21 protein-coding genes and 1 pseudogene are annotated in these 25,052 nt (G+C 71.5%); 4 read left to right on the forward strand and 18 right to left on the reverse strand.

Annotated features, from left to right (window positions below; all coding sequences use genetic code 11):
* Positions 1-62 precede the first annotated feature (62 nt).
* The 7 genes from truB to rimP form a co-directional block, all read right to left on the reverse strand.
* The gene (gene truB / locus RLT59_RS08880; protein ID WP_311302906.1) at positions 63-962 is read right to left on the reverse strand and encodes a tRNA pseudouridine(55) synthase TruB; all 900 of its coding nucleotides are present in this window, start codon (positions 960-962) and stop codon (positions 63-65) included.
* Positions 959-1,411 (reverse strand): 30S ribosome-binding factor RbfA, encoded by a 453-nt coding sequence (gene rbfA, locus RLT59_RS08885; protein ID WP_311302907.1) that lies wholly within the window; start codon positions 1,409-1,411, stop codon positions 959-961. The genes truB and rbfA overlap by 4 nt, the downstream gene beginning before the upstream one ends.
* Before the next feature lie 22 nt (positions 1,412-1,433).
* Positions 1,434-1,730 carry a DUF503 domain-containing protein gene (locus RLT59_RS08890; protein WP_073739168.1) on the reverse strand — a complete coding sequence of 99 codons (297 nt, stop codon included), beginning with the start codon at positions 1,728-1,730 and terminating at the stop codon, positions 1,434-1,436.
* A 137-nt stretch (positions 1,731-1,867) separates the two neighbouring features.
* Positions 1,868-4,942: a translation initiation factor IF-2 gene (gene infB / locus RLT59_RS08895; RefSeq protein ID WP_311302908.1), complete on the reverse strand. Its 3,075-nt coding sequence runs from the start codon at positions 4,940-4,942 to the stop codon at positions 1,868-1,870.
* A gap of 154 nt (positions 4,943-5,096) precedes the next feature.
* Entirely contained in the window at positions 5,097-5,375 is a 279-nt protein-coding gene (locus RLT59_RS08900) for a YlxR family protein (protein ID WP_073739166.1), read from the reverse strand.
* Between the two features lie 159 nt (positions 5,376-5,534).
* Positions 5,535-6,575, reverse strand: a complete 1,041-nt coding sequence (gene nusA / locus RLT59_RS08905; protein ID WP_073739165.1) for a transcription termination factor NusA — start codon at positions 6,573-6,575, stop codon at positions 5,535-5,537.
* A 2-nt stretch (positions 6,576-6,577) separates the two neighbouring features.
* Entirely contained in the window at positions 6,578-7,075 is a 498-nt protein-coding gene (gene rimP / locus RLT59_RS08910) for a ribosome maturation factor RimP (protein WP_311302909.1), read from the reverse strand.
* Between the two features lie 176 nt (positions 7,076-7,251).
* On the opposite strand from rimP, the gene RLT59_RS08915 reads away from it, so the two are divergent.
* From RLT59_RS08915 to RLT59_RS08930, 4 genes are all read left to right on the forward strand, one after another.
* On the forward strand, positions 7,252-7,785 hold the full coding sequence (locus RLT59_RS08915; protein ID WP_311302910.1) for a hypothetical protein: 534 nt from the start codon (positions 7,252-7,254) through the stop codon (positions 7,783-7,785).
* Complete coding sequence (locus RLT59_RS08920; RefSeq protein WP_311302911.1) at positions 7,782-8,321, forward strand: ferritin-like domain-containing protein; 540 nt, start codon at positions 7,782-7,784, stop codon at positions 8,319-8,321. The genes RLT59_RS08915 and RLT59_RS08920 overlap by 4 nt, the downstream gene beginning before the upstream one ends.
* A 29-nt stretch (positions 8,322-8,350) precedes the next feature.
* Positions 8,351-9,283, forward strand: coding sequence for an aminoglycoside phosphotransferase family protein (locus tag RLT59_RS08925; RefSeq protein WP_311302912.1), 933 nt, complete (start codon positions 8,351-8,353; stop codon positions 9,281-9,283).
* A gap of 120 nt (positions 9,284-9,403) precedes the next feature.
* Positions 9,404-10,207, forward strand: coding sequence for an NAD(P)H-binding protein (locus RLT59_RS08930; RefSeq protein WP_311307658.1), 804 nt, complete (start codon positions 9,404-9,406; stop codon positions 10,205-10,207).
* 87 nt (positions 10,208-10,294) lie between these two features.
* Here RLT59_RS08930 and RLT59_RS08935 read toward each other — a convergent pair whose 3' ends face one another.
* From RLT59_RS08935 to RLT59_RS08985, 11 genes and pseudogenes are all read right to left on the reverse strand, one after another.
* Positions 10,295-11,995, reverse strand: coding sequence for a proline--tRNA ligase (locus RLT59_RS08935; RefSeq protein WP_311302913.1), 1,701 nt, complete (start codon positions 11,993-11,995; stop codon positions 10,295-10,297).
* 72 nt (positions 11,996-12,067) lie between these two features.
* Positions 12,068-12,634, reverse strand: coding sequence for a GNAT family N-acetyltransferase (locus RLT59_RS08940; protein ID WP_073739160.1), 567 nt, complete (start codon positions 12,632-12,634; stop codon positions 12,068-12,070).
* 74 nt (positions 12,635-12,708) lie between these two features.
* The gene (locus RLT59_RS08945; RefSeq protein WP_311302914.1) at positions 12,709-13,554 is read right to left on the reverse strand and encodes a GNAT family N-acetyltransferase; all 846 of its coding nucleotides are present in this window, start codon (positions 13,552-13,554) and stop codon (positions 12,709-12,711) included.
* A gap of 174 nt (positions 13,555-13,728) precedes the next feature.
* Positions 13,729-14,883 carry a flavodoxin-dependent (E)-4-hydroxy-3-methylbut-2-enyl-diphosphate synthase gene (ispG, locus tag RLT59_RS08950; protein ID WP_311302915.1) on the reverse strand — a complete coding sequence of 385 codons (1,155 nt, stop codon included), beginning with the start codon at positions 14,881-14,883 and terminating at the stop codon, positions 13,729-13,731.
* A 184-nt stretch (positions 14,884-15,067) separates the two neighbouring features.
* Entirely contained in the window at positions 15,068-16,378 is a 1,311-nt protein-coding gene (locus tag RLT59_RS08955; RefSeq protein WP_311302916.1) for a M50 family metallopeptidase, read from the reverse strand.
* A complete protein-coding gene (gene dxr, locus RLT59_RS08960; protein ID WP_311302917.1) occupies positions 16,375-17,637 on the reverse strand; it encodes a 1-deoxy-D-xylulose-5-phosphate reductoisomerase in 1,263 nt (420 codons plus the stop codon). The genes RLT59_RS08955 and dxr overlap by 4 nt, the downstream gene beginning before the upstream one ends.
* A 116-nt stretch (positions 17,638-17,753) precedes the next feature.
* Positions 17,754-18,245, reverse strand: a complete 492-nt coding sequence (locus RLT59_RS08965) for a nucleotidyltransferase domain-containing protein (protein ID WP_311307659.1) — start codon at positions 18,243-18,245, stop codon at positions 17,754-17,756.
* A gap of 13 nt (positions 18,246-18,258) precedes the next feature.
* A pseudogene (gene aroA / locus RLT59_RS08970) lies at positions 18,259-19,531 on the reverse strand (3-phosphoshikimate 1-carboxyvinyltransferase).
* An 86-nt stretch (positions 19,532-19,617) separates the two neighbouring features.
* Positions 19,618-21,579 carry an acyl-CoA dehydrogenase family protein gene (locus tag RLT59_RS08975; protein WP_311302918.1) on the reverse strand — a complete coding sequence of 654 codons (1,962 nt, stop codon included), beginning with the start codon at positions 21,577-21,579 and terminating at the stop codon, positions 19,618-19,620.
* Positions 21,580-21,802: 223 nt separating this feature from the next.
* Entirely contained in the window at positions 21,803-23,248 is a 1,446-nt protein-coding gene (locus RLT59_RS08980) for an aldehyde dehydrogenase family protein (RefSeq protein ID WP_311302919.1), read from the reverse strand.
* A gap of 146 nt (positions 23,249-23,394) precedes the next feature.
* Positions 23,395-24,957 carry a PucR family transcriptional regulator gene (locus tag RLT59_RS08985; protein WP_311302920.1) on the reverse strand — a complete coding sequence of 521 codons (1,563 nt, stop codon included), beginning with the start codon at positions 24,955-24,957 and terminating at the stop codon, positions 23,395-23,397.
* Positions 24,958-25,052 lie beyond the last annotated feature (95 nt).

Below are 25,052 nucleotides of genomic sequence, written 5' to 3' on the forward strand. Positions count from 1 at the left end.
CAGGAGGCGGCGGGGGCCTGGAACAGCAGTTGAGGCCTGGCGCGGGTGGACCGGTCAGTTCATCAGCTGAAGACGGCGAGGCTCTTGGCCTTGCCCTTCTGCTCCTCGACGAGGACCAGGAACCGCCCGTCGGGCCCGAAGACCGCGACCGGCCCCGGCGGACAGGCGGGCATGTCCAGCCGCGCCCCGTTGCGCAGCAGCTTGGCCCGCTTCTCGTCGACGTCCCAGCGCGGGAACGCGGAGGCGGCGGCCTCGGCCACCGGCATCACGACCAGCTCCTCCTGGTGCTGGTCCAGCGTCCTGGCCGCGTCGAGACCGTACGGCCCGACGCGGGTACGCCGCAGCGCGGTGAGATGACCGCCCACGCCGAGTCCGGCGCCGAGGTCACGGGCGATGGCGCGGATGTACGTACCGGAGGAGCAGACCACGGAGACGACCAGGTCGACCACGGGCGTGCCGTCCTCGGCGACGGCCTCGCGGACGTCGTAGACGTTGAACGACGAGATGGTCACCGGCCGGGCCGGGATCTCGAACTCCTCGCCGCCGCGCACCCGGGCGTAGGACCGCTTGCCGTCGATCTTGATGGCGCTGACCTTGGACGGCACCTGCATGATCGCGCCGGTCAGTGCGGCGACCCCGGCGTCGATGCCCTCGCGGGTCACTCCGGAGGCGTCGGTGGACGAGGTGATCTCGCCCTCCGCGTCGTCCGTGACGGTGTCCTGGCCGAGCCGGATCGTACCGAGGTACTCCTTCTCGGTCAGCGCGAGATGGCCGAGCAGCTTGGTCGCCCTCTCGACGCCGAGCACGAGCACACCGGTCGCCATCGGGTCCAGCGTGCCGGCGTGGCCGACGCGGCGGGTCCTGGCGATGCCGCGCATCTTGGCCACGACGTCATGCGAAGTGAAGCCGGACGGCTTGTCGACAATGACAAGGCCGTCCGGCGTCTTGTTCTGCGCTGTCATTCGGAGGCGGTGTCCTCGTCGGTGTCGTCCTCCGGCTTGCGGTACGGGTCCGCGTCGCCGGCGTACGTGGCACCCGAGGACGCCTCGCGCACCTTGGCGTCCGAGGCCCGGGCCCGGTCGAGGAGGTCCTCGATCGCCTTGGCGTTCTCGGGGAGCGCGTCCGCCATGAAGGCGAGCGTGGGGGTGAACTTCGTCCCCGCCGCCGCACCGACCGCCGAACGCAGGATGCCCTTGGCGCTCTCCAGGCCGGCCGCCGCGCTCGCCCGGTCCTCGTCGTCGCCGTAGACCGTGTAGAAGACCGTGGCCTCCCGCAGGTCGCCGGTGACGCGGGTGTCCGTGATGGTCACGTGCGTACCCAGGCGCGGGTCCTTGATTCCGCGCTGCAGTTTCTCGGCGACCACCTCCTGGATGAGGTCCGCCAGCTTCTTAGCCCGCGCGTTGTCGGCCACTGGTCCGTCTCCTTCGCCTTGCTCAATCGTCTTCGTCGCTGTGCAGCCGCCGCCGTACGGACAGCAGCTCCACTTCCGGCCGGCCGGCGATCAGCCGCTCGCACCGGTCCAGCACGTCCGTGAGGTGTCCGGTGTCCCCGGAGACCACGGCGAGGCCGATCTCGGCCCTGCGATGGAGGTCCTGGCCGCCCGTCTCCGCCACGCTCACCGCGTACTTGCGCTGGAGCTCGGCAACGATCGGACGGACCACGGAGCGCTTCTCCTTCAGCGACCGTACGTCGCCGAGAAGCAGATCGAAGGACAGTGTCCCCACATACATGTATGTCCGGATGTCCCGCCGGTTCGGGTTCGCGCCCCGCCGGTGTTTGGCAGGGACACAAGAACCGTACACGGAACGGCCGGGGCCGATCGACGGAAATACGACCCGTCGACCGGCCCCGACTGTTGAGGTACGGGTCAGCCTCGCGGCTTCTCGCGCATCTCGTACGTCGCGATGACGTCGTCGATCTTGATGTCGTTGAAGTTTCCGAGGTTGATACCGCCCTCGAAGCCTTCGCGGATCTCGGTGACGTCGTCCTTGAAGCGGCGCAGCCCGGAGATGTTGAGGCTCTCCGCGATGACCTTGCCGTCGCGGAGCAGTCGTGCCTTGGTGTTGCGCTTGACCTCGCCGGACCGGACCAGCACACCGGCGATGTTGCCCAGCTTGGACGAGCGGAAGATCTCGCGGATCTCCGCCGTACCGAGCTCGACCTCTTCGTACTCCGGCTTGAGCATGCCCTTGAGGGCCGCTTCGATCTCTTCGATCGCCTGGTAGATGACCGAGTAGTAACGGACGTCCACACCCTCGCGGTCGGCCATCTGCTCGGCACGCCCTGCGGCGCGCACGTTGAAGCCGATCACGATGGCGTCGGAGCCGGTCGCCAGGTTGATGTCCGACTCGGTGACCGCACCCACACCGCGGTGCAGGATCCGGATGTCGACCTCTTCACCGACGTCGAGCTGGAGCAGCGAGGACTCAAGAGCCTCCACCGAACCGGACGCGTCGCCCTTGATGATGAGGTTGAGCTCCTGGACCAGACCGGCCTTGAGCGCCTCGTCCAGGTTCTCCAGGGAGAACCGGACACCCTTGCGGGCGAAGTTGGCGTTGCGCTCACGAGCGGCACGCTTCTCGGCGATCTGACGGGCCGTACGGTCCTCGTCGACCACCAGGAGGTTGTCGCCGGCACCCGGGACGTTGGTGAGACCCAGGACCAGGACGGGGGTCGAGGGACCCGCTTCCTGGACGTTCTGACCATTGTCGTCGAGCATCGCCCGGACACGGCCGTACGCGTCGCCGACCACCACGGTGTCGCCGATGCGCAACGTTCCGCGCTGGACCAGGACGGTCGACACGGCACCTCGGCCTCGGTCGAGATGGGACTCGATCGCAATACCCTGCGCGTCCTGCTCCGGGTTGGCCCGCAGGTCGAGCGAGGCGTCGGCGGTGAGGACGACGGCTTCCAGGAGAGCCTCGATGTTGAGGCCCTGCTTGGCGGAGATGTCGACGAACATCGTGTCGCCGCCGTACTCCTCTGCCACCAGACCGAACTCGGTGAGCTGACCGCGCACCTTGACCGGGTCGGCGCCCTCGACGTCGATCTTGTTGACCGCGACCACGATCGGCACGTCGGCCGCCTTGGCGTGGTTCAGCGCCTCGATCGTCTGGGGCATCACACCGTCGTTCGCCGCCACCACGAGGATCGCGATGTCGGTGGACTTCGCACCACGAGCACGCATGGCGGTGAACGCCTCGTGACCCGGGGTGTCGATGAAGGTGATCCTGCGGTCCTCGCCATTGACCTCGGCGCCGACCTGGTAGGCACCGATGTGCTGCGTGATACCGCCGGCCTCGCCCGCGACGACGTTCGTCTTGCGGATCGCGTCCAGCAGTCGGGTCTTACCGTGGTCGACGTGACCCATGACGGTCACGACCGGCGGACGGGAGACCAGGGCCTCTTCGCCGCCCTCGTCCTCGCCGAACTCGATGTCGAAGGACTCGAGCAGCTCGCGGTCCTCCTCCTCGGGGCTGACGATCTCCAGGACGAAGTTCATCTCGTCCGCGAGGAGCTTCAGCGTCTCGTCCGGGACGGACTGCGTGGCAGTGACCATCTCGCCGAGGTTCATCATCACGCCGACGAGCGACGCCGGGTTCGCGTTGATCTTCTCCGCGAAGTCCGTGAGCGAGGCACCGCGAGACAGCCGGACAGCCTGCCCGTTGCCGCGGGGCAGCATGACGCCGCCCACCGACGGGGCCTGCATCGACTCGTACTCCTGGCGCCTCTGCCGCTTCGACTTGCGGCCACGACGCGCGGGACCGCCGGGGCGGCCGAAGGCACCCTGTGTGCCACCACGGGCACCGGGGCCACCGGGACGGCCACCGAAGCCGGGACGACCGCCGAAGCCGCCGCCACCACCGGGACGGCCCGCGCCGCCACCGCCACCGGGACGACCGGCGAAACCGCCGCCACCGCCACCGGGACCGGCCGGACGGCCTGCGAAGCCGCCGCCACCGGGACGGCCCGCGCCGCCACCGCCGCCGGGACGGCCGCCGCCGCCACCGGGACCACGGCCACCGCCGGGGCCACCACCGGGACGCGGACCCGCAGCGGGACGCTGCGGCATCATGCCCGGGTTGGGACGGTTACCGCCTGCGCCGGGGGCGCCGCCGGGACGAGGAGCCTGCGGGCGCGGCATGCCGCCCGGAGACGGACGTGCGCCGCCCTGACCCTGGGGACGCGGGGCGCCGGGGCGCTCCGAGCCGCCACCGGGACGCGGGGCGCCGCCGGGACGGGGCGACTGCGGACGGGCCATGCCCGTCGAGCCACCGGAGGTGAACGGGTTGTTGCCCGGACGGGGACCCGCCGGACGTGCGCCGGGACGCGGGGCGCCCTGGCCTGCGGGACGCGCCGGACGGTCGCCACCACGGCCACCGTCACGCTGACCACCCTCGCGGCCACCGTCACGCTGACCAGCGGCCGGAGCCGGACGGGCAGGGCGGGGACCCGGGGTGGCACCCGCGGGGCGCGGGGCCTGCTGCTGCGGTGCGGCCGGCTGCGCCGGGGCCGGGGCCGAGAACTCGGCCGCGGGCACCGGGGTGACCGGGGCGGGCTTCGCGGGCGCCGGCTTGGGGCCCGGACGCGGGCCGGCCGACGGCGCGGGGGCCGCGGCGGGGGTGCTGCTCGGGGCCTCGGCGGCGGCCGGCTTGGCAGCCGGTACGCCGGGCTTCGGGGCAGCGGGACGTGCCGCAGCGGCCGGGGAGGGCGCTGCGGGCTTCGAGGGGGCGGCCTTGCGGGGCGCGCCAGGCTTTGCAGCGGACTTGCCGGCGTTGCCACCGGGACCCTGCAGTGCGTCAGTCAACTTGCGTACAACCGGCGCCTCGATCGTCGAGGACGCCGAACGTACGAATTCACCGAGTTCCTGGAGCTTGGCCATGACGACCTTGCTCTCAACTCCGAACTCCTTGGCGAGTTCGTATACCCGGACCTTAGCCACTTCGCTCCTTTTAGGTCCGGGTTACCGCCGGACCGTCGCTACTTCATGGGCGTACTCATCGCGTACTCATCGAGTGCTCATCGCAATCTCGACCTACTTCCAACTCGCGAGGTACCTGACCGCACGGGGACCCGTGCCGTTCAATTTCCTGTTCCTACGGTGTCGCCCGTTCGACGAACCGCTGTACCGCTGCGGGGTCGAACGGCCCCTTGGCCTTGAAGGCCCGGGGGAATGCCCGGCGGCGGACCGCCAGGTCCAGACAGACAGATGCGGGGTGTACATATGCACCCCGGCCGGGCAGCGTACCGCGAGGGTCGGGGACGCAGGCGCCTCCGTCCGCCACGATGCGCAGCAGCTCGCTCTTGGCCGCTCGCTCGCGGCAACCCACACAGGTTCGCTCAGGGCAAGCGCGGGCGTGCGTCCGGCCAGACACGTTGAAGTCTACCTCCCCGTACCGACCTCACCTGTTTGGGGCAACGATCGAACGGATGTTGTCGTGATCTCAGCGGGATGTCGACGAGATCTATTCCTTGGCGGCCTGCTCCGGGCGGGCCTCGGCGCACTCCGAACCGCGCCCCGGCCCGTCGCCGGATCAGTTGCGCTCGGCGCGCTCCCTGGCCCGCTCGGCCCGCTCCCGGTCGGCCACATCGCGCTCGGCGTCGGTCTCGGTGTCCGGGCGGATGTCGATGCGCCAGCCGGTGAGGCGGGCGGCGAGACGGGCGTTCTGGCCCTCCTTGCCGATCGCCAGCGACAGCTGGTAGTCGGGCACCGTGACCCGGGCGGAGCGCGCGCCGAGGTCCACGACCTCGACCTCGCTGACCCGGGCGGGCGACAGCGCGTTGGCGACCATCTCGGCCGGGTCGTCCGACCAGTCCACGATGTCGATCTTCTCGCCGAGCAGCTCGGCCATGACATTGCGCACACGGCCGCCCATCGGGCCGATGCAGGCGCCCTTGGCGTTGAGGCCGGAGCGGGTGGAGCGGACCGCGATCTTGGTGCGATGGCCGGCCTCGCGGGCGATCGCGCAGATCTCGACGGAACCGTCCGCGATCTCCGGGACCTCCAGCGCGAAGAGCTTCTTCACCAGGTTGGGGTGGGTCCGTGACAGCGTCACCGACGGACCGCGCACGCCCTTGGCCACCCGTACGACGTAGGTGCGCAGCCGCAGTCCGTGGGTGTACTCCTCGCCGGGCACCTGCTCCTGCACCGGCAGGATGGCCTCCAGCTTGCCGATGTCGACCAGGACGTTCTTCGGGTCCTTGCCCTGCTGGACGACGCCGGTGACGACATCGCCCTCGTGGCCCGCGTACTCACCGAACGTGCGGTCGTCCTCGGCGTCGCGCAGCCGCTGCAGGATGACCTGCTTGGCGGTGGTCGCGGCGATCCGGCCGAAGCCCGACGGGGTGTCGTCGAACTCCTTGGGCTCCTGGCCCTCCTCCAGATCGGCCGGGTCCTCCTTGGCCCACACCGTCACATGGCCGCGCTCGTCCAGCTCCACGCGCGCCCTGCGGTGGCTGCCGTCCGTGCGGTGGTACGCGATGAGGAGGGCCGACTCGATCGCCTCGACGAGCACGTCGAACGGGATCTCCTTGTCCTGCGCCAAGCCCTTCAGAAGCTTCACATCGATGTCCACGGCTACGCCTCCTCTTCCTTCTTGTCCTTGCGGTTGAATTCCAGCTCCACACGCGCCTTGGCGATCTCGTCGAACGAGATCCGGCGGGACGTGGACTTGCGGCCCTTGACGCCCGGCACCTCAAGATCGAGGCCCTCTTCGTCGACCGCGACAACGCGGGCCACCAGCTCGCCGCCCTCGTTCAGGGTCAGCCTGGCCAGGCGGCCGGTGTTGCGTACGTAGTGGCGGTACTCCGTCAGCGGGCGGTCGGCACCGGGAGAGCTGACCTCCAGGACGTACTCTCCCTCGCCCATCGCGTCGGTCTCGTCGAGCTTCTCGGAGATCGCGCGGCTCAGATCCGCGCAGGTGTCGAGCTCCACGCCCTCTTCGGAGTCCACGATGATCCGCAGCACCCGGCGGCGGCCGGCCCGGGACACTTCGATCTCTTCCAGATCCAGCTGCTCGGCGCTGACGAGCGGTTCTACCAGCCCGCGCAGCCTCTCGCTCTGGGTGGTGCTCATCCGGGTGACTCCTCGGCCGCGTGTGCTGTTGTGGGGATCGTCGTGTGTCTGGTCAAAGGGTATCCGGTCCCGGGGGGTGTTGCCGTCCGTCGGCCCCCCGAGCGCGGGTACGCTCGCCTGCGGTGATCACTTCCGGACACATCCGGTCAAGACAGGTCCAGCCCGAAGGAGAACACGTGCGGCGCACGGGGACGACGCGCAGGGGCGCGCTCACCGCGACGGGAGCGATCGCCATGGGGGCGGTGCTGGCCGCCTGCGGAGACGGTGCGGAGGACGGGGGCGGCGGCCGGAAGGGTTCCGCGCACGCCGACGCCCGGACCGCCTCCGCCACCGCGGTGAAGGCGGAGACGTCGCTGCGGAAGAAGGCCGCCGGCGTATCCACCTCCTTGCTGGGGCAGTACGAGAACGTGCTCGCCGCCCATCCGGCGACCTCGGCCGGGCTCACCCCGCTGCGCGACGCCGTACGTGCCCACGTCACGGCCCTCGCGCCGGGCGGCAAGGCCTCGCTCGAATTCGTCCGGACCCGGCCCGCCGACAGCCCCCCGGAGGCCGTCAAGGCACTGGCGGCCGCCGAGCGCCGGGCCGCGGCCTCGTACACGGAGGCCCTCATGGAGGCGCCCCCCGAGCTGGCCCGGCTGCTCGCCTCCCTCGCGGCGGCCGCCTCCGCGCACTCCTACCTGCTGACCGGACTGGCCAAGGAGAAGGCGTGAGCGACAAGGACGAGCGCGAGGCGGCCCTCAAGGCCGCACAGGCGGCGCTGGCCGCGGAACACGCCGCGGTGTACGGCTACGGGGTGGCGGGCGGCCGGGTCACCGCGGGCCGCCGCGCCGAGGCCACCGCTGCGCACCACGCCCACCGGGCCCGCCGCGACGCGCTGGTGCGCACGGTGCGGGGCCTGGGCGGTGAACCGGTGGCGGCGGACCCCGCGTACGCTCTGCCGTTCGCGGTGCCGGGCCCCGCGGAGGCGGTGCGGCTCGCCGCCGTGCTGGAGGACCGGGTGGCGGACGTCTACTCCGACCTCGTACGGGCCGCCGAGGGGCCGCTGCGGCGGGATGCCGCGGACGCGTTGCGGGAGGCCGCGGTGCGCGCGGTGCGCTGGCGGGGCAGCGGCATACCCTTTCCCGGGCTCGTCGAGCGGGCCGCCGACGGTTCCCGCAAGGACGGTGCCGGTGAGAAGGACGCGGCGACGGGTGCCGACGCGAAGACCGGGTCGGACGCGAAGGGCCGGACCGGCACGACGCGCTGAAGCAGGCTCTGAAAGGGAACACAGCACGTATGGGTTTTGAACCGCCGCAGCGTCTGGTGCGAGCGCTCGGCGAGTCGTACGGGGATACGGCCGCCGGGGAATGGCTCGCGGAGCTTCCCGCACTGACCGGCCGGGCGCTGGACCAGGCAGGCCGGGAGCTGTCCGTGGACCGGGTCACCGCCCCGGGCGGGCGCAGCAGCCTGGTCCTGCTGGTGCGGGGTGCCGACGGCGCCCCGGCGGCGCTGAAGATCTCTCCGTCGGGGGCCGCGCCCGAGCTCGAAAGGGCGGCGCTGGCGCACTGGAACGGCTGGGGCGCGGTCCAGCTGATCGCACCGGGTGAGGAGCTGCTCCCCAGGGACCCGGGCGCGGGCGCCCTGCTGCTGGAGCGGCTGCACCCCGAGGTGTCGCTGCGTTCGCTGCCGGAGGCGAAGGCCCTGCTGGAGGCGGCGGGCACGGTACGGCGGCTGTGGGTCGAGCCGCCCGCCGGCCACGCCTTCGAGACGGTCGCGGAGCGGACCGCGCGGCGGACCGCTCCGATGCTGGCGGCCGCGGAGGCGGAGCCGGACCTTGAGCCGCTGGTCTCCGCCGCCCTGGCGGCACGCCAGGAACTGGTCGCCGACTCCCCCGAAACCCTGCTGCTCCACGGCAACTTCCGGCAGAGCAAGGTGCTCTCGGGCGAGCGCGCGCCCTGGCTGACGGTCGGCCCGGAGCCGCTGGTCGGTGAGCGGGCCTACGATCTGGCGCGGCTGGTGCGAGACCGGGTGGAGGATCTGATCGCCTCGCCGGGTGGCCCGATGACGGCCCGGCGCAGGATCAAGCGGCTCGCGGAGTCCCTGGACGTGGACCGCGAGCGGCTGCACGGCTGGACGCTGTTCCGCGCGGTGGAGTCCGGCACCCGGGCGCTGACCGCCGGCCGCCGCCAGGAGGGCGAAGTGACAATGGAGTTCGCGGGCTGGCTGTAGGGCATGTCGCCGGGACACCTGTTGACCTGAAGCGGGATCGAAGTCCTAGCGTGCCGTCAGGTTCATCATCTGACGACGGGAAACACGCTCATGATCCTCGTGACCTGAGCCACCGGAAACATCGGCAGCGCCCTGCTCAGGGAACTCCACGCGCACGGTGCCGGGCCCCTGCGGGGACTCACCCGCGATGCCGCGCGGGCCGTCTTCCCCGAAGGCGTCGAGGCCGCGGAGGGCGACTTCGCGGACGCCGCGTCGTTGAAGCCCGCGCTGGACGGGGTGCGCTCGATGTTCCTGGTGTCGCGTCTGGGCCCGGACGCCGACATCCTCGACGCGGCCCGGCAGGCGGGTGTGCGGCACGTCGTGCTGGTGTCTTCCATTACCGCTCGGGCCCACCCCCGGCTCGGCCCGGCCGGTGAGAACCTCGCGGTGGAGCGGCTGCTCAGGGCGAGCGGCATGGACTGGACGATCCTGCGGCCGACGCAGTTCGCCTCGAACGCGCTGATGTGGGCGTCCTCCGTCCGGGGCCGGGAGACCGTTCGCGCGCCGTACGCGGACACCGCGCTGCCGACCATCCATCCCGCGGACATCGCGTCGGTGGCACGGGTGGCGCTGACCGAGTCCGGCCACCGGGGGGCCACGTATGCCCTGACCGGTCCGGAGCCGGTGAGCGCCCGGCAGCAGGCCGAGGCCATCGGGGCAGCGCTGGGCCGGGAGGTTCCCTTCGCCGCCATCAGCCGCCAGGAGGCCCACGCGCGGATGGCCGCGGTCTTCGGGGCCGAGGCAGCGGACGCGGTGCTGGACGTGACCGGCGGCGATGTGAACGACGAGCTGCTGAGGGTGCGCGACACGGTCGCGCGGGTCACCGGGGTGCCGGCCCGCCCGTTCCGGCAGTGGGCCGCGGAGAACGCCGCCGCCTTCCGCTGATCCGCCCCGGTCCCGGCCCGGCAGCACTTCGTCCCGCCGGACGGACCGACGGGACGAAGTGGTGTGCGTCTACGGAACGCGGGGCGGTCAGCCCTGCTCGGTGAGGCGGGCGATCGCCTCGTCCACGGTCAGCTCCTCGCGCTCGCCGGTGCGGCGGTCCTTGAGCTCCAGGACGCCTTCGGCCGAGCGGCGGCCGGCGACCAGGATCTTCGGTACGCCGATCAGTTCGGAGTCGGTGAACTTGACGCCGGGCGAGACGCCCGCGCGGTCGTCGACCAGGACGCGCAGACCGGCCGCGTTCAGCTTCTCGGAGACGTCGAGGGCCAGCTCGGTCTGGAGCGCCTTGCCCGCGGCGACCACGTGCACATCGGCCGGGGCGATCTCGCGGGGCCAGCACAGGCCCTTGTCGTCGGCGGTCTGCTCGGCGAGGGCGGCCACCGCACGGGAGACGCCGATGCCGTACGAGCCCATCGTGACGCGGACGGGCTTGCCCTGCTGGCCGAGGACGTCGAGGGAGAAGATGTCGGCGTACTTGCGGCCGAGCTGGAAGATGTGGCCGATCTCGATGGCGCGGTCCACCTGGAGGCCGGTGCCGCACTTGGGGCAGGGGTCGCCCGCCTCGACGACGACGACGTCGAGGTAGTCGTCGACCTCGAAGTCGCGGCCCGCGACGACGTTCTTCGCGTGCTTGCCCTCCTTGTTGGCACCCGTGATCCAGGCGGTGCCGGCGGCGACGCGGGGGTCCGCGATGTAGCGGACCTTCTCCAGTCCCTGCGGTCCGACGTAGCCGCGGACCAGGTCGGGGCGGCCGACGAAGTCCTCCGCGGTGACCAGCTCGACGACGGCGGGGGCCAGGTGTTCACCGAGCTTGCCGAGGTCGACCTCGCGGTCACCCGGCACGCCCACGGCCACGATCTCGCCGTCCACCTTCACCAGAAGGTTCTTGAGGGTGGCGGAGGCCGGGACGCCGAGGTGGGCGGCGAGGGTCTCGATGGTCGGGGTGTCGGGGGTGTCCAGCTCCTCGACGGGGCCGGACGCCGAGCCGTCGACCGGGGTTGCGTTGAACGTCACGGCCTCGGTGTTGGCGGCGTAGTCGCAGTTCGGACAGTCGACGAAGGTGTCCTCACCGGCGGGCGCGGGCGCGAGGAACTCCTCGGACGCCGAGCCGCCCATGGCGCCGGAGACGGCGGAGACGATGCGGTGGTCGAGGCCGAGCCGCTCGAAGATCCGGATGTAGGCGCCGCGGTGCAGCTGGTACGCCTCGGCCAGACCCTCGTCGGTGGTGTCGAAGGAGTACGAGTCCTTCATCTGGAACTCGCGGCCGCGCAGCACTCCGGCGCGGGGGCGGGCCTCGTCGCGGTACTTGGTCTGGATCTGGTAGAGGATCACCGGCAGGTCCTTGTAGGACGAGCACATGTCCTTGACGACCTGGGTGAAGATCTCCTCGTGGGTGGGGCCGAGGAGGTAGTCGGCGCCCTTGCGGTCCTGGAGGCGGAAGAGCAGGTCGCCGTACTCGTCGTAGCGGCCGCTCGCCTCGTACGCCTCCTTGGGGAGCAGTGCGGGGAGCAGCACTTCCTGGCCGCCGATGGCGTCCATCTCCTCGCGGACGACGCGGCTGACGTTTTCGAGGACCTTCTTGCCGAGCGGCAGCCAGGACCAGATGCCGGCGGCGGTGCGACGTACGTAGCCGGCCCGGACGAGCAGCTTGTGGTTGAGCGTCTCGGCGTCCGCCGGGTCGTCGCGCAGTGTCTTGATCATCAATCGGGACATGCGCTGGACCTGGGCCATGATGAACTCCTGCTCGGAAGGGTGATGGCCCCGAGGTTAGCCGGGTGGCCCGCGCGGGCGGAAATCGATTCCTCAGCGGCGGCGCAGTGGAAGCGGTGCTCCCATGACCGCGTACGGCTTGGGAGCGCTGGGGAAGAGCACCTGCCGGGCCAGGTCCTGGTAGCCGAGCGAGCGGTACAGACCGCGGGCCGGGCTCTCCGTGTCGATCGCGGAGAGGATGGAGCGGGGCTGGTCCACGGCGTCGGTGACGGTGGTGATCAGGGCGCGGCCGATCCCCCGGTTCTGGAACTCCGGGTGGACGTGGAGCTCGGTGATCACGAAGGAGTCGTCGAGCCAGTGTGCGGAGCCGGTGGCGCGCAGATAGGGCTCGACGACGGTGGACCACCAGTGGCCGCGTTCGTTCGGCATTCCGTAGACGAAGCCGGCGAGCCGGTCGTCCGGGGTCAGGGCGCCCAGCGCGCGGGCGTGCGGATGGTCGAGGTGTCTGAGGACGATGTGGCGGCGTACCTCGATCTCGTCGGGGCCGAGGCCGAAGGCGACGGCCTGGACGGCGAGCGCCTCGTCCACGCGTGCGGCGAGATCGATCGGTGCGATCCGGACGCTGGGTGTGTGGGGGCCGCCCCCGGAAGCTGCTGCCATGGACAGACCTTACTGTCCGTCGCGGCGGGCGGGATACGGGCCGGGGAGGGACGGTGGCTGTCCCGGCCGCCGGGTCAGAACAGGACGCTCATGAACGCGCCGACCTCGCGGAAGCCGATCCGGCTGTAGGACTTGCGCGCGGGGGTGTTGTAGTCGTTGACGTACAGGCTGACGATGGGCGCGACCTCGGTCAGGGCGTGGCGCAGGACGGCGGCCATACCGGTCTCCGAGTAGCCGCGGCCGCGGAATTCGGGGGCGACCCAGACCCCCTGGATCTGGCAGGCCTGGGGGGTGGTGGCACCGATCTCGGCCTTGAAGACGACTTTTCCGTCCTCGATCCGGGCGAAGGAGCGGCCGGCGGCGATGAGCTCCGCGACGCGGGCCTGGTAGAGGAGTCCGCCGTCGCCGGCGAGCGGGGAGATGCCGACCTCCTCGGTGAACATGGCGACGCAGGCGGGCATCAGGATGTCCATCTCGTCCTTGCGGACGCGGCGGACCAGCCGGTCGGGGGTCACCTCGGCGGAGGGGCTGTCCGCGACCATGAGCGGCTGGTTGGCCCGGACCTCGCGGGCGGGGCCCCAGCCCGGTTCGAGCAGCCGCCACAGCTGTGCGGTGGGCTCGGCGGGGCCGACGATCGAGGAGCAGCGGCGCCCCGCCCTGCGGGCCCGGTCCGCGAAGGCCCTGACGGCTTCGGGTCCGGCGCAGATGGGGACGAGGTTGGCCCCGGAGTAGCAGAGGGAGCGCAGCCGCCCGTTGGCGTACCAGCCCCACATCTCGCCGCCGAGGCGCCATGGGTCGAGGCCCGCGATCTGGACCCGGGAGGTCACGAAGGCGTTGGCTACGGGTTCGCTCTCCAGCACCGCGAGGGCGGCGCCGAGGTCGCTGGGTTCGAGGACCCGAGTGGTGGTCTGCGTCAACACGAGGGGGCCTCACCATGCGGTCTGCTGATTTCCGCACTGTACCGAAAGAGCCCGTAGGGCGCCGCTCGTGGCCCTGAACGGCTTCTGCGGAAGGCGGTGAGCCTGCTCACGGGCAACGCCCCGCGGACGTTCTCCGGCGGGGCGCTGCCACGGGTTTCATGAGGTCGGCGGGGCTCAGCTGATGGAGACCTGGGGCTCGCCGGAGGCGATGCCGTCCTTCTCCATCTGTTCGGCGATCTTGAGGGCTTCCTCGATGAGGGTCTCGACGATCTTCGACTCGGGCACCGTCTTGATGATCTCGCCCTTGACGAAGATCTGGCCCTTGCCGTTGCCCGAGGCGACGCCGAGGTCGGCCTCGCGGGCCTCACCGGGGCCGTTGACGACGCAGCCCATCACGGCGACCCGCAGCGGCACCTCCATGCCCTCCAGACCGGCGGTGACCTGGTCCGCGAGCTTGTACACGTCGACCTGGGCGCGGCCGCAGGACGGGCAGGACACGATCTCCAGCCGGCGCTGCTTGAGGTTCAGCGACTCCAGGATCTGGAGCCCGACCTTGACCTCCTCCGCGGGCGGCGCGGACAGCGAGACGCGGATCGTGTCACCGATGCCCTCGCTCAGCAGCGCGCCGAAGGCCACGGCGGACTTGATGGTGCCCTGGAACGCCGGTCCGGCCTCCGTGACGCCGAGGTGGAGCGGGTAGTCGCTCTGCGCGGCGAGCTGGCGGTAGGCGTTGACCATCACGACCGGGTCGTTGTGCTTGACCGAGATCTTGATGTCGCGGAAGCCGTGCTCCTCGAAGAGGGACGCCTCCCACAGGGCCGACTCGACCAGTGCCTCGGGGGTCGCCTTGCCGTACTTCTTCAGCAGCCGCGCGTCCAGCGAACCGGCGTTCACGCCGATCCGGATCGGGGTCCCGGCGTCCTTGGCGGCCCGCGCGATCTCCTTCACCTTGTCGTCGAACTGCTTGATGTTGCCGGGGTTCACCCGCACCGCCGCGCAGCCCGCGTCGATCGCCGCGAACACGTACTTCGGCTGGAAGTGGATGTCCGCGATCACCGGGATCTGCGACTTCGAGGCGATCGTCTTGAGCGCGTCCGCGTCGTCCTGGGTCGGGCACGCCACCCGCACGATCTGACAGCCGGAGGCCGTCAGCTCCGCGATCTGCTGCAGCGTCGCGCCGATGTCGGACGTGCGTGTCGTCGTCATCGACTGCACCGAAACCGGCGCGTCCCCGCCGACCGCCACCGACCCGACCTGGATCTTGCGGCTGACCCGCCGTACGGCGAGCTGGGTCGGAACGGTAGGCATTCCGAGAGAAATCGCAGTCATGCGCTGAGCATCCCCAAGGTTTGGATCAACGTCCCGAGATCGGCGGGCTCCGACCTTCGAGGTTACGGCACCGAGGACAACATGAGGCACACGGCGTCCGGCGTCCGCACGAAATGTGGGCCACCGGACGCATCACGCGCCTCCGCCGTCACTCGGGATACATCGGTGTGTCCGTCGCGCCGGGTCAGGTGATCTTGACCGGATTGACGACGTCGGCCACCAGCACGAGGAGCGTGAAGCAGATGAACACCCCGGCGACCACATAGGCGACGGGCATCAGCTTGGCGACGTCGAAGGGGCCCGGGTCGGGCCGCTTGAAGACGCGCGCCGAGTTCCGGCGGAGGGCCTCCCACAGGGCTCCCGCGATGTGACCGCCGTCCAGCGGCAGCAACGGCAGCATGTTGAAGAGGAAGAGCGAGAGGTTGAAGCCGGCCAGCAGGAACAGCATCATCGCGATCTGGTTCTGCGCGGGCACGTCCAGCGTCATCACCTCGCCGCCGATCCTGGCCGCGCCGACGACGCCCACCGGGGAGTCGTCCGCGCGCTCGCCGCCGTCGAAGGCCGCGTTCCAGAGGGCGGGGATCTTGGACGGCAGGGCGACGATCGAGTCGACGCCGTTCTCGAACATGTCGCCCATGCGGACGACCGAGTCACCGAAAGAGAGCGGGATGATCTCCGTCTGCGCGGCGAATCCGAGGTAGCCGGCGGAGACGAACTTGCCGGGGATCACCTCGCCGTCGGAGTCCTTCTTCGCCACCGCGTTCTTCTTGAGCACGGCGTGCAGGGTCTGCTCCCGGCCGTCCCGCTGGACCGTGATGGTGGCGGGGCCGATCGTGTCGCGGATCTTGTCGGAGAGCACGGACCACTCGTCGACCGGCTGGCCGTTGAACGCGACGATCTTGTCGCCCTCCCGGAGCCCGGCCGCCTGGGCGGGCGAGACCGGGTCGGACGACTTGCAGGTCTCGCGCTTCTCGCTCTGCGAGATCACGCACTTCTGGACGCCGGCGACCTCGGTCGTCTGGGTCTGGAAACCGAAGGTCATGGCCACGCCGAGGAAGATCGCGACGGCCAGGACCAGGTTCATGAACGGTCCGGCGAACATGACGATGACGCGCTTCCACGGCTTGCGCGTGTAGAAGAGGCGCTTCTCGTCGCCCGGCTCCAGCTCCTCGAAGGCGGCCGATCTGGCGTCCTCGATCATGCCGCGCCACGGTGACGTGGAGCGCGCCTCGATCCGGCCGTCGGGTCCCGGCGGGAACATCCCGATCATGCGGATGTAGCCGCCGGCCGGGATGGCCTTGAACCCGTACTCGGTGTCGCCCTTCTTGCGCGACCAGATCGTCGGGCCGAAGCCGACCATGTACTGGGGTACCCGGATGCCGAAGAGCTTGGCGGTCGAGAGGTGTCCCAGCTCGTGCCAGGCGATGGAGAAGAGCAGTCCGACGACGAAGACGGCGATACCCAGAACGGTCAACAGGACCGACGTCATACTCATGCGCGCGCCTCCGCTGCGGCCTCGGCCGAGAGTTCCCTGGCCCGGGTCCGCGCCCAGGCCTCCGCTTCAAGGACGTCCGCGACGGTCAGTGAAGTTCCCGTCGGGGGTGTTCCGTGTTCGGCCACCACCGCGGTGACGGTGTCCATGATGCCGTTGAACGCGAGGCGCCCGGACAGGAACGCGTCCACGCACTCCTCGTTGGCCGCGTTGAACACCGCCGGGGCGGTGCCGCCCAGGGTGCCCACGTGCCGGGCGAGGCCGACGGACGGGAACGCCTCGGTGTCCAGCGGGAAGAACTCCCAGGACGAGGCCTTCGTCCAGTCGAAGGCGGGGGCGGCGTCGGGGACGCGCTGCGGCCAGCCGAGGCCGATGGCGATCGGTCCGCTCATGTCGGGCGGGGTGGCCTGGGCGAGGGTCGAGCCGTCGGTGAACTCGACCATGGAGTGGACATAGGACTGGGGGTGGACCACGACCTCGATCCGGTCGAAGGGGATGTCGTAGAGGAGGTGCGCCTCGATGACCTCAAGACCCTTGTTGACCAGGGTCGCGGAGTTGACCGTGATGACCGGGCCCATCGCCCAGGTGGGGTGCGCGAGCGCCTGCTCCCTGGTGACGTCCGCCAGCTCGCTCCTGGTGCGGCCTCGGAACGGGCCGCCGGACGCGGTGACCACGAGCTTGCGCACATCGCTGCGCTTGCCGGCCGCCAGCGCCTGGAAGAGGGCGGCGTGCTCGGAGTCGACCGGGATGATCTGGCCCGGCGCGGCCAGCTCCTTGACCAGCGGGCCGCCGACGATCAGCGACTCCTTGTTGGCGAGGGCCAGGGTGCGGCCCGCCCTGAGCGCGGCCAGCGTGGGCGCCAGGCCGATCGAGCCGGTGATCCCGTTGAGCACGGTGTGGCAGTCACTGGCGGCGAGCTCGGTGGCCGCGTCCGGACCGGCGAGGATCTCCGGGAGCCGCTCCTCGGTTCCGTACTCCTGCCGCAGCGCCTCGCGCAGGGCGGGGACGGCTTCGGGGGCGGCGACCGCGACCGTGCGCACCCGCAGGCGGCGGGCCTGTGCGGCGAGGAGGGCGACCCGGCCGCCCGCCGCCGATAGCGCGGTGACCCGGAAACGGTCGGGATTGCGCAGCACCAAATCGATGGCCTGGGTGCCGATGGACCCGGTGGAGCCGAGGATGACGAGATCCCGGCGGCCTTCCACGGCGTCGAAGACGAGGTGCGGGTCTGCGAGGGGGGCAGGGCTGTCGCTCATGCCCCCCATTGTTGCCGCATCCACCGGGTGCGTGGACACAGCTTCCGTCATACCGTGGCCGCCCGCGCCCATTCGCCGGCTCCCGTCGTCCGTCGCGCTCCGGTCGTGCCGGGTGCCGGCGGCTCTCAGAAATGCGTGGTCACGCCGAACTCCGCGCGAAGCCGGGCCATGTCGTGGAGGTCGGCCGGGCCGGGTTCGTACCCCTGGTGGAACTCGATCTGCTGCCGCACCGAGATGCAGCGCACCCGCGTCCCGCCGATGGTGCCGGTGACGAAGCACTCCGCCGGGTAGCGGAAGGGCTCCTGCGGGTCGAGCGAGGACTGGAGCGCCGAGCCGTCGGGGGCGAACCGCAGGGGGTGCAGGTCGATTTCGGGCCCGGAGGGGTGGCTGAGGACGAACCGGGCGGGGCGCCAGTCGAGCGTCTCCGCGTAGCCGACGGCCGTCAGGGCGGCGATCAGGGCGGGTTCCTGTTCCTCGCGGTGCAGCAGGTCGAGGTCCCGGTGGCCGCGGGTCTCGGCGCCGTACAGGGCGTCGATCCCCCAGCCGCCGGCGATCACCACATCCGTACCGGCCTCACGCAGCACGGACAGGACGGACAGCACGTCGGCGGCGGACATCATGGCCGGGACCCTATCCACGTCCGCCCGTCGGTTCATCCCCTTTTCCGAGGTCCTTCGCGAACGCGGCGAACTCCTCGTGGAAGCGGGGGTACGTCTTGCGTACGCAGCCGGGGTCGTCGTAGGTGAGGCCCGGCGTGCGCAGTCCCGCGACGGCGAAGGACATGACGATGCGGTGATCGCCGTGGGTGGTGATCTCGGCGGCGCGCGGGGTGCCGGGCCGGATCTCGATCCAGTCGGGGCCGGTCGCGACGGTGATGCCCATCCGCCGCAGGTTCTCCGCGCACGCCTCCAGCCGGTCGCACTCCTTGACCCGGGTGTTGCCGACGTCCTCGATGCGTACCGGACCCGAGGCGTGCGGAGCGATCGCCGCCAGTGTCGGCATGGTGTCGGAGATGTCGCGCATGTTGACGGTGAGGCCGTGGAGCGTGCCGGTGGAGCGGACCGTGGTGGATTCGGCGGTGGTGCGCACCTCCGCGCCCATCCTCCGCAGTACGCCGGTGAAGGCCAGATCGCCCTGGAGGGCGTCCGTGCCGAGGCCGGGGACGGTGACCTCGGCGCCCGTGAGGGCCGCGGCGGCGAAGAAGTAGCTCGCGGTGGAGGCGTCCGGCTCGACCGCGTAGCGGGTGGCCCGGTAGCCGCCGGGCGGCACGGTGAAGACGTTTCCGTCGGGGCCGCTCCGGGTGACCTCGACGCCGAAGCCGCGCATCATCGCGAGGGTGATCTCGATGTAGGGCGCGGAGACCAGTTCCGTGACGGTGATCCGCAGTCCGGTCTCCGTCAGCGGTCCGAGCATCAGGAGCGCGGTGAGGTACTGGCTGGACTGCCCGGCGTCCAGGGTCAGTTCGCCGCCCTTGATGCCCGCGGCCCTGATCCGCAGCGGGTGGTGGCCCTCGGCCGCCTCGTGGTGGAGGTCGACGCCGAGGAAGCGCAGCGCCTCGGTGAGCGGGGCGAGGGGGCGGCGGCGCATCTGGGCGGAGGCGTCGAAGCGGTAGCTGCCGCTTGCGCCGGCCGCGGCGAGGGTGGGCAGGAAGCGGGCCGTCGTCGCTCCGTCGCGGCAGTAGATGTCGGCCTCCGCGGCGGCGGGTCCGCTGGGGCGGCCCTCGATCCGCCACCGGTCCGCTTCCTGGACCACCCGGTAGCCGAGGCCGGTGAGCCCCTGCGCGAAGCCTTCGGTGTCGTCCGAGCTCAGCGGACGTACGAGGGTGCTGGTGCCGTTCGCCGCGGCGGCCAGGAAGAGGGCGCGCGGTGACGGACTTGGAACCGGGGACGTGGATGACGGTCACGGGACCCCATCCTGCCCCGCCGCGCGTGGTGGCGGCCGGGCGCGTCCAGCGGGTGGACGCGCCCGGCCGCCCCGGGTGTCAGCGGCTCAGCGGATGGGCCGGTGCACGTTGTCGCGGGTGGAGGGGCCGGGGGTGGCGTCCGCGATCCAGGGGCCTTCGCCGCTCGGGTCGATGATGCCCTCCTCCAGCCAGGTGTACGTGCCCGACAGGACGCCCTCGACGACGCGCCGGTCCAGCTCGTCGGTGTTGGACCAGAGCCGGGTGAAGAGTTCCTCGACCCGGACGCGGGACTGGTGGCAGAAGGCGTCCGCGAGCTGGTAGGCCTCGCGGCCGTGGTCGTCGCCGGTGCGCAGGAGTTCGGCCCGGACGCAGGCGGCGCTCATCGCGAAGAGCTCCGCGCCGATGTCGACGATCCGGCCGAGGAAGCCCTGTTTGGTCTCCATCCGGCCCTGCCAGCGGGACATGGCGTAGAAGGTGGAGCGGGCCAGCTTGCGGGAGGAGCGTTCGACGTAGCGCAGGTGGCCGGAGAGGTCGGCGTGGCCGGGCGGGTTGAACTCCGGGTAGGTGCCGGGGAGCTGTCCGGGTCCGGCGACGAGCTTGGGCAGCCAGCGGGCGTAGAAGCCGGCGGCGTTGGCGCCCGCCTTCGCCTTGGCGGAGAGCGGCTTGTCGGGGTCGATGATGTCCCCGGCGACCTTCAGGTGGGCGTCGACCGCCTCGCGGGCGATCAGCAGGTGCATGATCTCCGTCGAGCCCTCGAAGATCCGGTTGATGCGCATGTCCCGGAGCATCTGCTCGGCGGGGACGGCCCGTTCGCCTCTGGCGGCGAGGGACTCCGCCGTCTCGAAGCCCCGGCCGCCGCGGATCTGGACGAGCTCGTCGGCCATCAGGCAGCCCATCTCGGAGCCCAGCAGCTTGGCGAGCGCGGCTTCGATCCGGATGTCGTTGCGGTCCTCGTCGGCCATCTGGGAGGCGAGGTCGACGACCGCTTCCAGGGCGAAGGTGGTCGCGGCGATGAAGGAGATCTTCGAGCCGACCGCCTCGTGCCGGGCGACCGGCCTGCCCCACTGCTCGCGGACCGCCGACCACTCGCGGGCGATCTTCAGGCACCACTTTCCGGAGCCGACGCACATCGCGGGCAGCGAGAGCCGTCCGGTGTTGAGGGTGGTGAGCGCGATCTTGAGCCCGGCGCCCTCCGGTCCGATGCGGTTCGCGGCGGGGACGCGCACCTGGTGGAAGCGGGTGACGCCGTTCTCCAGACCGCGCAGGCCCATGAAGGCGTTGCGGTTCTCCACGGTGATGCCCGGGGAGTCCGCCTCGACCACGAAGGCGGTGATGCCGCCCTTGTGGCCCTCGGACTTCGGCACCCGGGCCATGACGACGAGGAGGTCCGCGACGACCCCGTTGGTCGTCCACAGCTTGACCCCGTCGAGCACGTAGTCGGAGCCGTCCGGTACGGCGGAGGTGGCGAGGCGGGCCGGGTCGGAGCCGACGTCCGGTTCGGTCAGCAGGAACGCCGAGATGTCGGTACGGGCCAGCCGGGGCAGGAAGGTGTCCTTCTGCTCCTGGCTGCCGAAGGTCTTCAACGGCTGGGGCACGCCGATGGACTGGTGGGCGGAGAGCAGGGCGCCGATCGCCGGGCTGGCGGAGCCGGCCAGGGCGAGGGCCTTGTTGTAGTACACCTGGGTCAGGCCCAGACCGCCGTACTTCACGTCGATCTTCATGCCCAGCGCGCCGAGTTCCTTGAGGCCGTTGACCACCTCGTCGGGGATCCTGGCCTCGCGTTCGATCAGGGCGCCGTCGACCCTGCTGTCGCAGAACTCGCGCAGCCGGGAGAGGAATTCCTCGCCGCGCCGGACGTCCTCGCCGGCCGGCAGCGGATGCGGATGGATCAGGTCCAGGCGGAAGCGGCCCAGGAAGAGTTCCTTGGCGAAACCGGGTTTGTGCCAGTCCCGTTCACGCGCGTCCTCGGCCACCTGGCGCGCCTCGCGCTCCGAGACCTTGGGGGTGTGCTGTCGCGCGGAGGGCCTCTGTGCGGATGGTGCGGACATGAGGAGCTCACCTCGCCGCTTCGTCTTCGTCGGGGGTCTACTGCTCGCGTGTTGGCCTACTTGTCCGTATGTACCCGATTCCGGCCGGTGCCACCATTGTCGGGACGCCGATCGGGTCGCCCGCCACTCAAGTGTCCCGGCCCGCTGGCGGAAGACCGGAACGGCCGGAGCCCCCGCACAGTGGGCTCCGGCCGTTCGGTCGCGGCCTCCGCGGGCCGCGCGGTTACAGGGCGAGGCCGGTGAGGACCAGGACCCGCTCGTAGGTGTAGTCGTCCATGGCGTACCGGACACCCTCGCGGCCGGTGCCGGACTGCTTGGTGCCGCCGTACGGCATCTGGTCCGCGCGGTACGAGGGGACGTCACCGATGATCACGCCGCCGACCTCCAGCGCACGGTGGGCGCGGAAGGCGGTCTGCAGGTCGTGGGTGAAGACGCCTGCCTGGAGGCCGTACTTGGAGGAGTTGACGGAGGCGAACGCCTCGGCCTCGCCGTCCACCTTCTGTACCGAGAGCACCGGTCCGAAGACCTCCTCGCAGGAGAGGCTGACGCCGTCGGGGAGGTCGGTGAGGACGGTCGGCGCGTAGGTCGCCCCGTCGCGCTCGCCGCCCGTGAGCAGCTGGCCGCCGGCCTGTACCGCCTCGTCGACCCAGGACTCGACGCGCTTGGCCGCGTCCTCGTTGACCAGCGGGCCGACGTCGGTGGCGGCGTCGGACGGGTCGCCGGTGACCTGGGCCTCCACGGCCGCGACGATCTTCGGGAGCAGCCGGTCGTAGACGGCGGCGTCCGCGATGACGCGCTGTACGGAGATGCAGGACTGGCCGCCCTGGTAGTTGGAGAAGGTCGCGATGCGGGTCGCGGCCCAGTCCAGGTCCGTCTCCGAGGCGTAGTCGGCGAGGACGACCGCCGCGCCGTTGCCGCCGAGCTCCAGGGTGCAGTGCTTGCGCGGTACCGAGTCCATGATCGAGTAGCCGACCTGGGCGGAGCCGGTGAACGAGATCACGGGCAGTCGCTCGTCCTGGACGAGGGCGGGCATCCGGTCGTTGGGGACCGTCAGCACGGACCAGGAACCGGCCGGCAGACCGGTCTCGGCCAGCAGTTCGCCCAGGATCAGCGACGAGACCGGGGTGGCCGGGGCGGGCTTCAGGATGATCGGGGCGCCGACGGCGATGGCCGGGGCGACCTTGTGGGCGCTGAGGTTCAGCGGGAAGTTGAACGGCGCGATGCCCAGGACCGTGCCGCGCGGGAAGCGGCGGGTGAGTGCGAGCCGGCCGGTGCCGCCGGCGTCGGTGTCCAGGCGCTGGGCCTCGCCGCCGTTGAAGCGGCGGGCCTCCTCCGAGGCGAACCGGAACACCGAGACGGCTCGGCCGACCTCGCCGCGCGCCCACTTGACGGGCTTGCCGTTCTCGGCGGAGATCAGCTGGGCGATCTCCGCCGTGCGCTCGGTGAGGCGGCGGGCGACGTGGTCGAGTGCGGCGGCGCGGACATGGGCCGGGGTGGCGGCGAACTCGTCGCGCACGGCGTGGGCGGCGGCCACCGCCTCCTCGACCTGGGCCTCGGTGGGCACGGCGACGGTGCCGACGAGGCGGCCGTCCCAGGGGCTGGTGACGTCGAAGGTCTCTTCGCCGGTGGCCTCGCGGCCGGCCAGCCAGAAGGCGTGGGTGGAGGTCATGGAGGTTCCGGCCCTTCGATGTCGTGGGGTGTGCCGTCCCCCACCGTAGGGGCGTGCCGTCCGCCTGGCGTTTGTCCGGCGTGGAGCAGAGGCGCCCCGGGGTGCGCCGGTTTGTCGCAAGTGGACCGGTGTTTCCACGACAGGTCCTACGGCGTCGGCGGGCTGGTGACCTTGAGGGCCAGCCAGAGTTCCATCCGGCTGTCCGGATCGTCCAGCGAGCGGCCGAGGATCTCCTCCACCCGCCGCATCCGGTAGCGCAGGGTGTGCCGGTGCACCCCCAGGTCCGCCGCGGCGGCGTCCCACTGGCCGTGGTGGGAGAGCCAGGCCCGCAGCGAGGCGACCAGATCACCGCGGCCCTTGGTGTCGTGTTCGTACAGGGCGCGGAGCATGGCGTCCGCGAAGGCGCGCACCGCGTCGTCGGCGAGCAGCGGGAGCACGGAGCCGGTCGCCAGCTCCTCGTGCTCGACCAGCGCCCTGCCCCGCCGGCGGGCCACGGAGAGGGCCTGCTCCGCCTGCTTGTACGCGGCCGAGACGGCGATCGGGCCCGCGGGGGCGGAGAGGCCGACGACGACGTGGCTGTCGTCCGCCGGTTCGTGCGCCGGGCGTTCCTCCTGGGTCTCGGCGTAGGCGGTGCAGGCGGCGACCGCGGCGCCGCCGTCGGCGGCCAGGACGACGAGGCGTTCGCCCTCGGGCACCATCAGGACGGTCTCACCCGACCGGGAGGCCGCGGTCTCCATCGCCTCGGCCAGCTGCGCCGTGGTCGAGGATTCGGGCGCCTCCGCGATGAGCAGCCGGAACGGCGCGTCGAGCAGCCCGCCGTAGAGGTCTCCGGCGACGGCGCGCGCGTGGTCGGGCTGGCCGGCGAGGAGCATGCGCAGCACCGCGGCGCCGAGTCGCTGTTCGGCGCCCTGGAGCGAGCGGGAGCGGGCGGTGATGAGGGTGAGCAGGGCAACCGCCGAGTGCACGGCGTACCGTTCCGCGGTGCCGAGGGCGGCCCCGGTGCCGACGGCGAGCGCGCCCCGGGCCCGGCGTCCGGTGCCCAGGGACTGGACCTCGACCCGGTCGTCGCTGCCGCCGACGACCACGCTGGCGGGGGCCGGGCGGTCCCGCAGGCGTTCCACGTCGGGGGTGAGGCGGGCGGCGCGGCGGGCGGCCCAGTCGGGGGCGGCCGCCACGACGGCCCCGGAGGCGTCGTACAGCGCGGCCCAGCCGTCGACGTGGGCGGCGAGCCTGGTGAGGAGTTCGCCGGGGCCGTCCCCGGCGAGCGCCGCCCTGGTGAGTTCGCGCTGCGCGTCGAAGCCGGCGGTGACGGCCCGGTACTGGTCGGCGGCGATCTCGGAGGAGACGGCCTTGGCGATGGCGATGAACGGGGTGCGGCGGGGCACTTCGAGAAGCGGCAGCCCCGCTTCCTCCGCGGCCTCGATCAGCGCCCCCGGCACCTCGTCGTAGTTGACGCCGACGGCGAAGCCCACGCCGACGACCCCGGATCCGGCCAGCCGTCGCACGTAGCGCCGCATGCCCTCCGGGCTCTCGGCGTCGAGGTTGGTCGCGGTGACGAGCAGCAGCTCGCCGCCCTCCATGTAGCGGACGGGGTCGGCCAGCTCACTGGCGTGCGCCCAGCGCACGGGCGTGTCGAGCCGGTCCGCCCCCGCACGGACCGTGAGTTTGAGCGCCGAGTGCTGGACGAGCGAGGCGAGCGTGGGCGGCATGGGACGGGCGACCTTTGGGAGGGGGCGTCGATTGCGCCGTCGCGTATGAACGGCTCCCGTCGATTCTGCCAGGGCGGCAGGGTTCCCGTAACCGC

It is taken from the genome of Streptomyces sp. ITFR-6 (assembly GCF_031844725.1).
GTDB lineage: Bacteria > Actinomycetota > Actinomycetes > Streptomycetales > Streptomycetaceae > Streptomyces.